17 protein-coding genes are annotated in these 12416 nt (G+C 64.7%); 8 read left to right on the forward strand and 9 right to left on the reverse strand.

Translation table 11 applies throughout. The features are described from left to right. The first annotated feature begins 150 nt into the window (after positions 1 to 150). Together OH799_RS11565 and OH799_RS11570 are read left to right on the forward strand one after the other, a co-directional pair. The gene (locus OH799_RS11565; protein ID WP_406279127.1) at positions 151 to 597 is read left to right on the forward strand and encodes a DUF4254 domain-containing protein; all 447 of its coding nucleotides are present in this window, start codon (positions 151 to 153) and stop codon (positions 595 to 597) included. Continuing rightward, entirely contained in the window at positions 594 to 1028 is a 435-nt protein-coding gene (locus OH799_RS11570; protein WP_406279130.1) for a hypothetical protein, read from the forward strand. Before OH799_RS11565 ends, OH799_RS11570 begins: the two co-directional genes overlap by 4 nt. A gap of 628 nt (positions 1029 to 1656) precedes the next feature. Here OH799_RS11570 and OH799_RS11575 read toward each other — a convergent pair. Further along, positions 1657 to 1905 carry a hypothetical protein gene (locus OH799_RS11575; protein ID WP_406279133.1) on the reverse strand — a complete coding sequence of 83 codons (249 nt, stop codon included), beginning with the start codon at positions 1903 to 1905 and terminating at the stop codon, positions 1657 to 1659. Further along, positions 1902 to 2240 (reverse strand): hypothetical protein, encoded by a 339-nt coding sequence (locus OH799_RS11580; protein ID WP_406279136.1) that lies wholly within the window; start codon positions 2238 to 2240, stop codon positions 1902 to 1904. Before OH799_RS11580 ends, OH799_RS11575 begins: the two co-directional genes overlap by 4 nt. 652 nt (positions 2241 to 2892) lie before the next feature. On the opposite strand from OH799_RS11580, the gene OH799_RS11585 reads away from it, so the two are divergent. Both OH799_RS11585 and OH799_RS11590 read left to right on the forward strand, forming a co-directional pair. Then, complete coding sequence (locus OH799_RS11585) at positions 2893 to 4176, forward strand: hypothetical protein (protein WP_406279139.1); 1284 nt, start codon at positions 2893 to 2895, stop codon at positions 4174 to 4176. Between the two features lies 1 nt (position 4177). Beyond that, the gene (locus tag OH799_RS11590; protein WP_406279142.1) at positions 4178 to 4666 is read left to right on the forward strand and encodes an LOG family protein; all 489 of its coding nucleotides are present in this window, start codon (positions 4178 to 4180) and stop codon (positions 4664 to 4666) included. A 9-nt stretch (positions 4667 to 4675) separates the two neighbouring features. Here OH799_RS11590 and OH799_RS11595 read toward each other — a convergent pair whose 3' ends face one another. From OH799_RS11595 to OH799_RS11605, 3 genes are all read right to left on the reverse strand, one after another. Beyond that, positions 4676 to 4993 (reverse strand): hypothetical protein, encoded by a 318-nt coding sequence (locus OH799_RS11595; RefSeq protein WP_406279145.1) that lies wholly within the window; start codon positions 4991 to 4993, stop codon positions 4676 to 4678. Next, complete coding sequence (locus tag OH799_RS11600) at positions 4990 to 5166, reverse strand: DUF6374 family protein (RefSeq protein WP_406279148.1); 177 nt, start codon at positions 5164 to 5166, stop codon at positions 4990 to 4992. The genes OH799_RS11595 and OH799_RS11600 overlap by 4 nt, the downstream gene beginning before the upstream one ends. A gap of 209 nt (positions 5167 to 5375) precedes the next feature. Next, positions 5376 to 6419, reverse strand: coding sequence for an NHL repeat-containing protein (locus OH799_RS11605; protein WP_406279151.1), 1044 nt, complete (start codon positions 6417 to 6419; stop codon positions 5376 to 5378). Positions 6420 to 6800: 381 nt separating this feature from the next. On the opposite strand from OH799_RS11605, the gene OH799_RS11610 reads away from it, so the two are divergent. The 3 genes from OH799_RS11610 to OH799_RS11620 all read left to right on the forward strand — a co-directional run bounded on the left by OH799_RS11610 (position 6801) and on the right by OH799_RS11620 (position 7943). Then, positions 6801 to 7145 (forward strand): transposase, encoded by a 345-nt coding sequence (locus OH799_RS11610; protein ID WP_406279154.1) that lies wholly within the window; start codon positions 6801 to 6803, stop codon positions 7143 to 7145. A gap of 128 nt (positions 7146 to 7273) precedes the next feature. Then, positions 7274 to 7699 (forward strand): DDE-type integrase/transposase/recombinase, encoded by a 426-nt coding sequence (locus OH799_RS11615; RefSeq protein ID WP_406282977.1) that lies wholly within the window; start codon positions 7274 to 7276, stop codon positions 7697 to 7699. Then, positions 7581 to 7943 carry a DUF6924 domain-containing protein gene (locus tag OH799_RS11620; RefSeq protein ID WP_406279157.1) on the forward strand — a complete coding sequence of 121 codons (363 nt, stop codon included), beginning with the start codon at positions 7581 to 7583 and terminating at the stop codon, positions 7941 to 7943. Before OH799_RS11615 ends, OH799_RS11620 begins: the two co-directional genes overlap by 119 nt. Before the next feature lie 420 nt (positions 7944 to 8363). Here OH799_RS11620 and OH799_RS11625 read toward each other — a convergent pair whose 3' ends face one another. Both OH799_RS11625 and OH799_RS11630 read right to left on the reverse strand, forming a co-directional pair. Continuing rightward, positions 8364 to 9047 (reverse strand): hypothetical protein, encoded by a 684-nt coding sequence (locus OH799_RS11625; RefSeq protein ID WP_406279160.1) that lies wholly within the window; start codon positions 9045 to 9047, stop codon positions 8364 to 8366. Then, the gene (locus OH799_RS11630; protein WP_406279163.1) at positions 9040 to 10122 is read right to left on the reverse strand and encodes an aldo/keto reductase; all 1083 of its coding nucleotides are present in this window, start codon (positions 10120 to 10122) and stop codon (positions 9040 to 9042) included. The genes OH799_RS11625 and OH799_RS11630 overlap by 8 nt, the downstream gene beginning before the upstream one ends. Before the next feature lie 170 nt (positions 10123 to 10292). Between OH799_RS11630 and OH799_RS11635 the strand changes: the two genes are divergently transcribed. Next, the gene (locus OH799_RS11635) at positions 10293 to 10889 is read left to right on the forward strand and encodes an NUDIX domain-containing protein (protein WP_406279166.1); all 597 of its coding nucleotides are present in this window, start codon (positions 10293 to 10295) and stop codon (positions 10887 to 10889) included. Here OH799_RS11635 and OH799_RS11640 read toward each other — a convergent pair. Together OH799_RS11640 and OH799_RS11645 are read right to left on the reverse strand one after the other, a co-directional pair. Next, a complete protein-coding gene (locus OH799_RS11640; RefSeq protein WP_406279169.1) occupies positions 10859 to 11734 on the reverse strand; it encodes an endonuclease/exonuclease/phosphatase family protein in 876 nt (291 codons plus the stop codon). The two genes, OH799_RS11635 and OH799_RS11640, sit on opposite strands and share 31 nt — an antisense overlap. A gap of 5 nt (positions 11735 to 11739) precedes the next feature. Then, a complete protein-coding gene (locus OH799_RS11645) occupies positions 11740 to 12414 on the reverse strand; it encodes a hypothetical protein (RefSeq protein WP_406279172.1) in 675 nt (224 codons plus the stop codon). Between the last annotated feature and the right edge of the window lie 2 nt (positions 12415 to 12416).

Raw genomic sequence — 12416 nt, forward strand, 5'->3', positions numbered from 1 at the left:
CTCCGCGCGAAGGTGTGTTCGGTGTGCCATCGCGTGTGTCTGTGCTTGCGGCTGCCAAGGATGCGCTCGAGGACCGAGCGTTCATGTCGGCGCGGCAGTGCTGAGGCGATGGCCGCCGCGCCCGTCCGTTCCCTGGTGGCGGAGCCGATCGTGACCGACAGGGGCTTGTTGTTCCCCAGCGACGATGAGTTGCTGCTGTCTATTCGCGGCCGCCCGATTGGGACCCATCCCCTGTCACCGCTGGCCAGACAGTTCGGACAGCTGCACGAAGAGCTTCTCGGCACACCGAAGTATCAGGACGAGAGCTTTTGCCGCAGAAGAGAACTCGTTTTGTCGGTAGATGTTTGGGTGTCGGAGCGGCTGCCGGCGCCACACCCGATTGCGACACTGCACACCGAGACCATCGGGGCAGTGATCGACCGGTTGGCCGAATCCCAGGTTCTCGCCTACTACCTGTTGATGACGCTCGATCCGACAGACCCGCAGGTGCACGCCGCCTGGTATCGCGTCGCCGAACTGGCCGACGGTTACACCGACCTCACCACCGAAGTCCTGCACCGGTCGCGCCGGTTACCTGTTCTGGAGGATCGCCATTGACCGGGCTACCTGACAAGGATGTGCTGCTCGCCGCCTGCAGAGGATTCCCAACCATCACCGAACATCCGATGCTGGATGCGGCCGGTGAACTTGCCGTCCTGCACCAGACTTGGGAGCAGACCCCATGGTGCGCGCTCGAGGACATCAACTGGCATCGCACCAGGTTGATGCATGACATCGATGAGTGGGTCTCGTGGGCGACACCGATTCCGTTCCCGGGCGCGAAAACCCACACCCACACGATGGGTCAAGTCGTCGACCAGCTCGCCCAGCTGACGGCCCAAACCTATATCGCGCTGGCCGCCGCACCGGACGGGTTGTTCTATGACGTCCGCGCCCAAGTCGATGAGTTTGGCGATGCCTACCAGGACTTGGCCGACGACCTCGCTTGCGGCATCCGCCGACTTCCCCTGCTCACCACACCGTGGTGACGGCAACCCGGCGCCAACGACCTTTCCGACCGAAATCCCCCGACCTCGTAACAAGGAGCGCACCACCGCATGCTCCATGACCTAAAAGTCCGCGGCCAACAGCCATCCGGGAGATTATCTATGACTCGACACTGTGCACCACAGAGAGCCCCTTGATCCTGGACACCAACATCGGTCACGATCTCGACGATGCCCTCGCCCTGTAGATTGCGGCCGACTGGTCGCAACCTGATCGTGGTCACCAACGACGAAACCGACGGCGGCCAACGCACCCCGTCTGCCCGCGCGCTGCTCGACCGGACGGGGTCCAGTATCCGGCAGCGGCTGGCCCGGCACCGCCTAGACAGGCGCCAGAACCGTGTCTATTCGGGTGCTTCTTGTTGCTTGCGGCCCGGTCGGAGCCTATTAGGCCAGTCCCATCCCTGTTCCTCGCACAGGCGTAGGACTTGAGCCAGGGCGCTGCACGACTCCTGCGTTTCGCCATCACCAGGCGTGCAGTCGCCATGTCTCAGGCCCCACGCTTGCGTAGCCGAGCGGAACAGCCATAAGGAACTCTCGAACCTGGATGCGGCATGACCTATGACGCAGTCGTGTCCTGTACAGCCGTCATGTTCGAACCTCCAGCGGGTCACGAACCCGCCTCCGAAACGACCGGCCTCGGCACCGGCCAATCCCAGCCTTCCTCGGCGCGGATGCGCAGTAGCTGAGCAAGCATGCCGCAGACGTCTTGTGTGTCGCCGTCGCCGGGTGTGCAATTGCGGTGATCGAAGGCGAACCGCTGCACGATGTCACTGAAGGCCCGCAGTGGTTCTTCGTGCAGGCACGCGCGATGATCGCGATGTCTCCAGCCCCACACCTGCGTGGCCGCGGGACTCACGCGTGCCCCACTCCCAGCTGAGGAACCTCGACAGGGGACCGCATCTGCCGGGAATAGACGATCCCGGTATCCACGGCCACCACGTCGCAGCACTGGCGGACGATGTCGAGCCGGACGTCCTCCACTCGCGATGTGATGACGATGACGCTGGATAGGCTGCGAGCATCGTTCATCATGTGTTGGAAGGCTTTTGGTCGCATCGGACCAGCGACATAGCAGCGCAGCACATGCAACCGGAGTTTGTCGGCCACATCGAGCGCGCGTTGCAAGTCGAGGGCGTGCTCGGGACTCGGCGCGGACCGGTTGATGAAGATCAGGGCGATTGGCTTGGGCATCTACTTCCCTCGCCCCCAACGGAGGCTGCTACGGCCGCCGCCGATACACAGGCGGTACCGACCAGTGCCCTGGTGTGGCTGCCCGCCCGCGCCAGGGAGTGAATCACCCGGCGCGGGCGGACGATTGTGTGCGTCGCGGACGTTGGCCCGCACGCTGTAGACGATCGCTGCGACCGACGGTGCGACGGGGACAAGATACGCCCACCACTGGTGAGACCACATCGGCTTATCCTTCGTCTTCATCGGCGGAGCGAACATCCAGTGCGGCGGAGGCCGGCACCTCGACAATTGGGCGGTGCTGGTCGTTCCCCCAGTCAGCGAGGGCATTGAGGTAGCGTGCGATCACGTCGGCGGACACATCGCATGACACCGCGCACTGCGGTCCAACGAACGCGGCCCGTTTCGGTAGCGCATGGTTTGGCATTGCGGGCTCCCCAGATCGGTTCCGTTGCCGCCGGGGAACTTCCGGAATCAACCCGACGGCTCGTGGTGTTGTGATCAGCCTCACGACTCAGGCCCTGACTCAACAATGTCGGCACCGCGACTTTTCGCGGACATTTCGCGGACATTTCCCGGACTAGTTCATTCCCTTGCTGGTAGCGGCATTACGCCGGGGATAGCGTTGGTTCACCCGCAACGCGTGAGGTGAACAATGGACAACACGGTGCCGAGAACCGTGCTCGAGCAGCTGATCCGCCAGAGCGAGCGAAACGTGCCGGAGTGGTGCGCATACTTCAACACCACGGCGACCGAGCTCCGCGAGGATGCCACGTTGTCCGAACGACAGCTACGCCGCTGGATGGCCGGAAACGTGCCCGATGCACGATCTTCCTCACAGCGCGTCGCGCGCCGGGTGTGGAAACTGGCTTTTGAGACCCTCGTGTCTCCGCCCGAATCAGTGGATTCCTTGGAGCCGGTCTCATCCACGCTCGACAGATTGAATCAGGAGATCGCCATGTCCACCGATGACTCCGCGCGCTGGGTGAAGCGCGGCGCCGGAGGGGCCGATAAGAATGTGCTCGACCAACTACACGCTGATGTGGCAAACATCGCCGCCGAGTACCTCCTCAAAGCCCCACTCGAACTGATCCCCGCTCTTACGTCGCTGCGCCGCGAAGTGTTCGACATGCTCGATGCTCGGCAACGACCGAGGTTCCTACCGGACCTCTACCTCATTGCCGGGCAAGTCTGCGCCTTGATGGCACACGCCTGCGCCGATCTGGGCCGCGCCTACGACGCCGACACCCATGCTCGAACTGCATGGTTTGCAGCGGACTACGCAGAGGATCAACACCTTCGGGCCTATGTGCGCTGGGTGCAGGCCAACGTGGCGTACTGGAGCCGCGACTACGGCCGAGCCGCCCAGTACGCGAAATCCGGACTCGCTGATATGACAGATGATTCGACACGGCTGCGTTTGGCCAGCCAGCTCGGCCGGGCAGAGGCGGCCCGCGGCGATGACCGCGCCGCCCTAGCCGCCCTCGACGTCGCCATGGACGCACTCGGCCGGTCGCGGCCGGTCGCGGCGGAACCCGGGGTGATGTACTTCGACCCGGGAAAAGCTCGCTACTACGCGGCCGAGGTGCATCTCGCACTCGGTGGTCGGCAGCACTGTCAGCTCGCGCTCGAACAGGCCCAGGCCGCGCTCGAGGTTTTCACCGACAGCTCACCGAAAGAGTTCGTGGCGGCCGCCGAACTCGACGCCGCACAGGCACATCTGGGCCTCGGGGATATCGAGGCCGCGGCTGCGCGCGTCGACCAGGTGCTCGCGCTTCCTGTCGAGCTTCGCACGACACCAATCATCGAACGGGTCACCAAGACTGCCGACGTATTCACGGCAGTGTCGGCGCGTGCACGCGTTACCCGCGAACTCACCGAGCGCATTAGCCTGTTCACCACCTACACCGCGCAGCAAGAACGCAGTAGCAAGGAGTGACATGCCACCTATCCAGGTCGCCGTATGTGGCCCCCGGAACTGCACCGAGGCCGACACCACGAATGCCAGGCAAGTGGGCAGGCTCCTCGCGGAGGCAGGCGCGACCGTCCTGTGCGGCGGCGGGTCCGGCGTCATGGCCGCTGTCGCTGAAGGCGCTTCGGGTGCAGGCGGTCTGGTGATCGGTGTGCGCCCCGATACGGACCCGACCAAGACATGTGAAGGCTTGTCCGCGGTGCTCTACACCAACATGGGCGAAGCACGGAACGCGATTCTTGTGTGGTCGGCTGATGCCGTGATCGTCGTCGGCGGCTCCTGGGGCACCTTGTCAGAGCTCGCACTCGCCAATCGACGCGGCGGCGTCCCCGTCGTTTCTCTTGGCGGGTGGAAGATTCTCGATGCGACCGGCGAACCCGTACCGGCAGCTGTCGAGGCCGAATCGCCGGAGGCGGCCGTCGACGCGGCGGTGTCGGCGGCACTGAAGAACGCGTAGAGGCGCGACTCAGAACCGGTCGTCCACCCCTGGAGGCAGCGGCCGGAACTCTTCGCTCGCAGTGGCGGCCTCCAGTACGTCGAGGACCCGGGCGAGCACGATGCCACTCGCCTCGCCACGCTGAAATCCGACGGCGGGCAACTCCAGGATGTGCACCACGGCGGAGATGTCGTCGAGGCTCGGCACCGGGTGGATCCGTTCGACGAGGAAACGGGCGATCTCGGCCGGGGTGACCGGTCGGGCCGCTCGGTTGATGGCGTCGACGACGGCATGCAGTAACGCCTGCTGGTCGGCCGTCATCAAGGCGTCGTCGTCCGCGGTCGTCATTCCGTACCTCGAGTGGCGTCGGTGTAGATGCGCAGCGCCTCGGCCAGCTTCCGCGCCATGATCTCGAGTGGTTCGGGTGGGAGGAACTTGCCGAAGGCGGCGGCGTCGAGCAGTTGCCGGCGCACGTCGTCCACCTGCATCTTGGCGAAGTCGAATCGGTTGAGTTCGGACATGGCCAGACCTTACCCCGCATCGAACATGTGTTCCCCAGGGTCCCTGTGCGCATGTCCTCGACGCACTCGACGTAACCGGTTGCCCCTGTTCGACTTCGGGGCCGACACGGTTATCTTGGGGTGTCCACCACGATGGCGACCAACCGAATGTGCGAATGCACGGTAGCGGTGACGAGAGCGCGATGGATGCTGACAGCGGGAACGGAACGTCAGTGTGCGATCCGCCGGATGCGGTGACCGGCGAAATCAGTGATGACGATACTTCCGGACGGGTGTACAGCGACTCCGGTTGGACTTTGCAGCGACGCGAAGGTTGCGGGGCCGTCGCCAGCAGAGGAAGCGTCGGTCCCGTTTCCGGCGACCGTCGTAATGATCCCGAGTGAATCGACCTGCCGCACACGATGATTGCCATGTTCGGCGATGTACAAGTTCCCCGAGAAATCGACAGCCACTCCCCTCGGTTTGTTCAGCGTTGTCGCAGTCGCCGGGCCGCCCTCGCCGAAGTAACCAGCGGTCCCGTTTCCCGCGACCGTTGCGATGATCCCGAGTGAATCGACCTGCCGCACACGTTGATTGTCGGTATCGGCGATATACACGTTCCCTGAGGAATCGACAGCCACCCCCATCGGGTATTTCAGCGTTGTGGCAGAAGCCGGGCCCATATCTCCGGCGAACTCGGTAGAACCGTTCCCGGCCACGGTCGTGATGACCCCCTGCGAGTCGACCCTGCGCACCCGATGGTTGCTGGTGTCGGCGATATAGATGTTGCCCGACGCGTCGACGGCCACCCCCGCCGGAGAGTACAGCCTGGCGGCAGCGGCAGTCGCTGGCCCGCCATCTCCGCCGAACCCGGCGATAGGGGCGGCCCCGGCCACGGTCGTGATGACCCCCTGCGAGTCGACCCTGCGCACCATATGGTTGTTGGTGTCGGCGATATAGATGTTGCCCGACGCGTCGACGGCCACCCCCGCCGGATAGTTCAGCCTGGCCGCAGTCGCTGGCCCGCCATTTCCGTCAAACCCGGGGCTAGGGGCGGCCCCGGCCACGGTCGTGATGACCCCCTGCGAGTCGACCCTGCGCACCATATGGTTGTAGGTGTCGGCGAAATAGATGTTGCCCGACGCGTCCACTGCCACCCCGGCCGGATAGTACAGCCGGGCGCTCACCGCCTGCCCGCCATCCCCGGAGAACCCGGCGGCACCAGTTCCGGCCACCGTCACAATCGTCCTGACTGGAGTTGTCGCGTTTTTCATGTTCGCCATTCTCCTTGTGCAGCAAGCGATATCGGGTACGACTCGACTCTAGTTCAGCCCATCTCCGACGCTAATGCGACAGGCCGACCCACCTCATACACGTCGACAAACTCCCCTAGCCGAGCACCGAAACCGGTCCGCACGCGTCCCACCGGACGCATTCGTGGAATGTCCGAAACTCCCGTCGGGTGGAGACATTGAGCGCGGGAGGCAATGCAACGAGGACACTGTCCACAACACAAGCGCCCTGATCCTGCCTATGACTACGATCAGAACTCGGGGGAACGCATGTTCTATATTCTGGCGGTCTGGCGCGTCAACTTTCTGGCAGGGTTGCTCGGTTTACGCTGCGAGCACGTCGAGCCAGGAAGGAGCCGGTCTGTGGCGAGGTCACGGCGGTTGAAGATCCCGGTCGAGGACAAGGTGCGAGTCGTGTTGTCGGTGCTGTCCGGAGAAATGAGCGCCGCGGAGGCAGCGCGGCGGCGCGGGGTGAGCACGGCATCGGTCGGGAAGTGGAAGCAGGTGTTCCTGGGGGCCGGGACGAAGGCGCTGGACGAGGTGCCCTCCGGTCCGGCCGGGGCGCAGGGCACGCCGGAGCAGCGGCGGCTGCGGATGGAGAACGAGCAGCTGAAGCTGGCCCTGGCGGAGGCGGCGGTGCAGTTGCGGGTGTGGCAGCACGGTGCTGCCTTGGTGGATCAGGTCCCTTCGCTGACCTCGAAGCCCTGAGAGCGGCAGAGGGACTGCCGGTTTCGAGGTTCGCTCGTCTGACCGGCACCCCGGAACGCACCTACCGGCGACGGCTGGCGCGGCTCCGTGCTGGTGACCCACCGTATGGCCCGTGGCCGTCGCCGAAGGTGGAGCGGTTCGAACCGATCGCGGCCAAGTACGCCGAGGAATGGCCGGCGTGGGGGCATCGCAAGATCGCGGCGTTGATGCGTGTCGACGGCTACGAGGTCTCCACCTCGACCGTGCAGCGAGCCCTGCGGCGGCGCGGACTGCTGTTGCCACAGGGATTTCGTGCGGATCGTAAGTCGTGGGCGATGCTGCGGCGCAAGGTGTTCCACGATCCACCGACCAGGCGCAACCGGGTCTGGCAGACCGACTTCAGCGAATTCGAAACCACTGGTGGTGGCACCTGGCGGATCTGCGCGGTCATCGACTATGCCACCAAATATTGCCTCGCCATCACCATCACCCCGACCGCCCGCGGCGCCGACGCGCTCGCCTGCCTGCAGCTCGCGGTCCACCTTCGACGGGCTGACCCCCGCCGACCTAGGTGACCTGGTCGATGGCCAGACCTATGTGTTTCTCGCCGACACCACCACGATGACCGACCCCGAGCACCCACTGCTGGCGGTCGATACCAGCGACGAGGATGCCCGAGGGGACGGCGACCCGGTGTTCCGGATCGCACCGATCGCGATGGCCGAGGTCGAGGTCAACTTCTTCCTCTCCAACGTGGACTTCGAGGACTACGCCAGCAGCGTCGACGACGACGGTGTTTTCCGCGGCTTCGATCGGTGAACGCGGCCGGCACTCATGACCGGCCACAGGTTCCATCCCCGTGGAGCTGTAGATGGACGACATTTCCCTCGCTGAACGACAGTGGGCCGGTACTGGCCGCCCACAGCTGCACATAGTTCCAGCGTTGGGCAACCGGCCGCCACCGGTAACAAGCCAGGCACCGGCCAACCGATGCAGCCTCTGCCTAGTACCCCGGTGACGTCAGATTTCACCGATCGGATCGGTCCGGTCTGACGCTGGGCGCCAGCCCCAACACCGATAAGCGACGTCAGCATTCGCTGGCGTAACCACACATCGGTTATGCCGCGGCACAGTATTGACGGCGCGGGTGGCGCCGCCATCCTCAGACACAGCATCCACCGCGTGCTCCCCGGTGGGTGTTCGGGTGTTGGCCGGAATGCCGCCAGCCAACGTCGTGACCTACTGGATGTACTGAGCCAGTTTGGCGCCTGCCGCAAGCGTGGAACGGATGTTGTCGATGAAGGGGAAAGTGACGCCGTCCCATTCGTCGGGTCGGCCGATCTGGTCGGCGATCAGGCGGCGGAAGTATTGGCTTTTCGCGCCGGTGGCGATGGCGATGGCACCACCGTGCGTGTCGCTGTGGCTGAACAGGTAGGGATCGCCGCTGCCGAGAGCTACGGTCTGTCGCGCGGCTGGCAGGTAATTATCGGCGGTGTCGGTGGTGAAGTCTCGGTGCAGCGATTCGATGTAGCGGCTGGTGGTGCCGATCGGTGCGATCTGGGTGTGTGCGTGGTCGGCGCACGCTCCGCCTTTTTCTCTGAAGTTCTTGGCTCCGTGCTCGAATATGTGGGGTTCTTGTCCGAATTCGGCTGCGAGCCAGTCTTTTACCCCTCGTAGTATGTGTTCGAACTCGGCGTCGAGGGTCTCGGGTAGGTAGCCCATGGACAGGATGTGCGCACGCGGGATGATCAGTGTGTACCCTGGGACCAGGGCACCAGCACCGGGGACGACGATGAAGTTCGCCGATTCATACAGCAGGTACGACTCGCCGATGTCGGTGCCGAGCAGATCCCACAACAGGTGCAGATCGGGGCGGCGCTCGATCTCGGCGCAGGAGATGCAGATGTCGCGGCGGTCATCCATGGCCGGCCCCTTCTGGTGGCGTTTGGTCGATGAAAACTTCCCCGGCGGCGTCGAGGCGCTGTTGCACGGCCGCCATGATTGTGCGCACGGTATCGATCTGATCGGGTGACGGAGCGTCGGCAAGGCAGTTGATGTTGGTCAGGATCTGCTCAGGGGTGGTGAAGCCGACGAGGACCGCGGCGTTGTCCGAGCGCTGCAGGCACGACCACAACGCGGAGCGGATCAGGTCGGTCGCCGCGGGCCCGACGTGCGCACGGACTTTATCGAGGCCTTCGGTGATGGTCGCGATCGCGGCGGGGGTGAACCAGTGTTTGCGTGATCGGTGATCGCCGGGGCCGAACCTGCGCGGGTTGTTCGGGTCGTGGCTGCCGGTCAGCAGCCCCTGTGACAGGGGTTTTGTGATCAGCACCCCGCAGTCGTGTTCGTCGGCGACGGTGAATATCCCCGATCGTGATTGCGGCGTGAGCAGGTTGTCGCGCACTGCGAGGATATCGGGCCGGATCCGGGTGAAGAGGTGATGGAAGCGGCTGTACTTGTCGCCGCGATCGGTGCCGGTGACCCGGTCGAGGGCGTAGCGGTGCGGTCCGCGCAGCCCGATCGTGCGGATCAGGCCCTTGGCCAGGAAGTCGTGCATGGTCTCGATCGCGCCGTCGAGATATTTGTCGTCGGCACCGAATTCGGGATGGTGGAAGAAGTAGATGTCGAGGTGATCGGTACCCAGATTGTCCAGAGTTTGCTCGAGCTGGTGGCGTATGTGGGTGGGGTGGTAGCCGTGTTCGGCGGTGCCGGTGAAATAACCCACCTTGGACGACAGTGTCAGGGATGACCGCGGCACTTGGGCGACGAGGCGGCCAAGAGTTCGTTCGGCGCGGCCGTGGCCGTAGACGTCGGCGACATCGAACAGGCTTACGCCGAGCTCGTAGGCGCGTTCGAGTCCGGCCAGTGCGATGCTGTCATCGATCGGTCCCCATCCGATCGGCAGCCCGAGGTTGGTGTCGGGGCCACCGATGGCCCAGCAGCCGACACCGAGCGCGGACACCTCGAGCCCGCTCGCGCCGAGCGTGCGCGTGATCATGTGCGGCATCTCCCTTCTGGCCAGCCTTCACCGAAGCTGTAGTGGGCCATGTTGATCCGTGTTGATCCCGTTGAATGCGGGTGATCGTGGTGCGCGGCAGGGGGCCGTCGCGGCGCTGCTAAGGTGCTGCGCACACCCCTGCTGGGGACCGTCGATGCTTGGGAGGGCCCGTGTCGTCGAGTAGTCCACGCGATGTTGTTCATAATCTCGCTGAGGCGATTACCGCCCACGACGAGCAGGAACGTCAAGCGCAGGCGTTCACGCTGGACTGGATCGCCTCCGGTGCTGGGTTGTTCCGCATCCAGCCGCCGGCCACCCCAGATCCGCACCTGTGTGTGTATGCGGTGCTGGTGGACACCGCTGCACGTAAGGTGCTGCTGGCCGATCACGTGAAAGCCGGGGCCTGGCTGCCGCCCGGCGGACACGTCGATGACGGGGAGTCTCCGCGCGAGGCGGTGCTGCGCGAGGCGGGTGAGGAATTGGGCATCGAAGCCGAGTTGCACCCTGAGGTCGGCGAGGATCCATTCTTTCTGACCGTCACCCAGACCCGTGGCGCGCATTCGCATACCGATGTGTCGTTCTGGTTCGTGCTGTCCGGGTGTGAGGCGATGCCGCTGGTTCGCGACCCTGCCGAAGCGCACGAGTTGCGTTGGTTCGCACTCGATGACCCCACCGAATGGACCGATCCCAGCCGGTTCGACCCTGGCATGCTTCGTTTCCTGGACAAGCTCGCCACTCATTGGGAAGCCCCGGCACCGGTCGCGTGATCATCGGCCGCTGAATACGGTGCCGTCGGCAGCCGGATGGTGGTCACCATGGCGGCGTGGTCGCTGAGCTCGGCGTCGATGGTGGTGCGGTCGTAGCCGCAGGAGACGATGTCGCCGATGCCGGGGCCGGTGAGGGTGTGGTCGATGCGCTGGTTGCCGAAGCGGGCGCTCAACCAGCTGTGGTCGATGCCGGTGGGGTGATGGTGGCGGTAGGCGTCACGCAAGCCCAGCTCGAGCAAGCCCGTGTAGAAGCCGTAGTCGTGGTCGGCGTAGGCCGGCAGCCTGGGGTCGTGGTCGGGCTCGACGACATTGAGATCCCCGGCCACCAGCATGGCTGGGCACCAGATCTGGCGCAGATAGGTCAGTGCCTGTTGCTGGAAGCAACGTCGGCGGTTGCCGCTTTCGGCGGTCATGCCATTACTGGGGGCATAGATCGCAACCAGCCGGACTGGTCCGGCAGCGGTAGCCGCGTCCACGGCCGCCACTCTGGGGCCGAGGCTCGCCGCAACAAGTGGACTGACCGTGTAGCCGCGGGTAGCAAGGGCCGCGAAGTACTTATCGCCGCCAGCGGGCGGACCGCTGGTTGTGGTGGTGAATCCTTCGGCGCGCAGGCACGCCAGCAGTTCGTGGCAGCCGTCGCTGACCTGCATCTCGGTCAATACCAGCACATCGGCGGTGGTGGCCAGCAGCCAATCAGCCAACAGTTGCCCCCGGCCGCGGCGCGGGCTGTAGACGTTGAGCGCACACACTTGCAACTGATCGGCGGCAGCGTCGGGATCCTCGGATGTGTGCTGGGATGCGATGCTGCCGAAGAGCATCGCTTGATCGGCGTCGAGTTCGGCCACGGCTTCTACCTTGCCTCGACGGGGCAGTCGATCAGCAGACGCCGAACGGTGCGCGTTGTGTCGGCAAGTTGGTTAGGGGTCAAGCGTTTTGCAGCGCGCTGCTCGGGGGGCTCTTGTGCGGCGCCGTGTGCCCAGAAGAATCCGCGCGTTGTGTCGTGGATGAGGAATCGGTATTTAGCGGCTGGGCCGCGCATGAGCAGCGAGATGGTGTCGTGGTCGGCGTGCACCGTGTGCACGCTGGTGTGATGCAGCGCGTAGCTCGAACCTGGCTCTTGGCGCTGTTGCAGCAGTGGCCGCAGGCGCGCTGGGTCGGTGGTTTCGTCGAATTCGCTGTCGTTGCCGAAGATTCGGTGGGTGTAGCCGCCCCGCAGTATCCGTGAGGCGAAGCTCCATCGGTGGTTGTGGGGGCGGTCGAAGAAACCGCCGCGGTACAGGTGCAGCCGTAGCCGGATCCCATGGTCTGGGTCGTCGTAGAGGATCAGTTTGCGCATGAAGTCATAGCCCTCGCACAGCTGGGCCAGCCGGTGTTCGCCGGTGAGCTGGTCGAGCAGTTCGCTCAGTAGGCCCCCGTCGGTGGTGAGGGCGTCGAATACCGGTGTACATCCAGACAGGATCGAGGCGCAGTCGTTCCAGTCGATGGTGTGCAGGGCTGTGAAACTCGGGTGCGGAATCGGGGTCATCG

The organism is Nocardia sp. NBC_00881 (assembly GCF_045207455.1).
Taxonomy (GTDB): Bacteria; Actinomycetota; Actinomycetes; order Mycobacteriales; family Mycobacteriaceae; genus Nocardia.

Bases quoted from the DNA above. Each gene is read 5' to 3' on its own strand.
- OH799_RS11625 (WP_406279160.1), bottom strand. From the start codon at position 9,047: ATGGATGACCGCCGCGACATCTGCATCTCCTGCGCCGAGATCGAGCGC.
- OH799_RS11595 (WP_406279145.1), bottom strand. From the start codon at position 4,993: ATGACGACCGCGGACGACGACGCCTTGATGACGGCCGACCAGCAGGCG.
- OH799_RS11580 (WP_406279136.1), bottom strand. From the start codon at position 2,240: ATGCCCAAGCCAATCGCCCTGATCTTCATCAACCGGTCCGCGCCGAGT.
- OH799_RS11585 (WP_406279139.1), top strand. From the start codon at position 2,893: ATGGACAACACGGTGCCGAGAACCGTGCTCGAGCAGCTGATCCGCCAG.
- OH799_RS11600 (WP_406279148.1), bottom strand. From the start codon at position 5,166: ATGTCCGAACTCAACCGATTCGACTTCGCCAAGATGCAGGTGGACGAC.
- OH799_RS11605 (WP_406279151.1), bottom strand. From the start codon at position 6,419: ATGAAAAACGCGACAACTCCAGTCAGGACGATTGTGACGGTGGCCGGA.
- OH799_RS11590 (WP_406279142.1), top strand. From the start codon at position 4,178: ATGCCACCTATCCAGGTCGCCGTATGTGGCCCCCGGAACTGCACCGAG.
- OH799_RS11630 (WP_406279163.1), bottom strand. From the start codon at position 10,122: ATGATCACGCGCACGCTCGGCGCGAGCGGGCTCGAGGTGTCCGCGCTC.
- OH799_RS11620 (WP_406279157.1), top strand. From the start codon at position 7,581: ATGCCACCAAATATTGCCTCGCCATCACCATCACCCCGACCGCCCGCG.
- OH799_RS11645 (WP_406279172.1), bottom strand. From the start codon at position 12,414: ATGACCCCGATTCCGCACCCGAGTTTCACAGCCCTGCACACCATCGAC.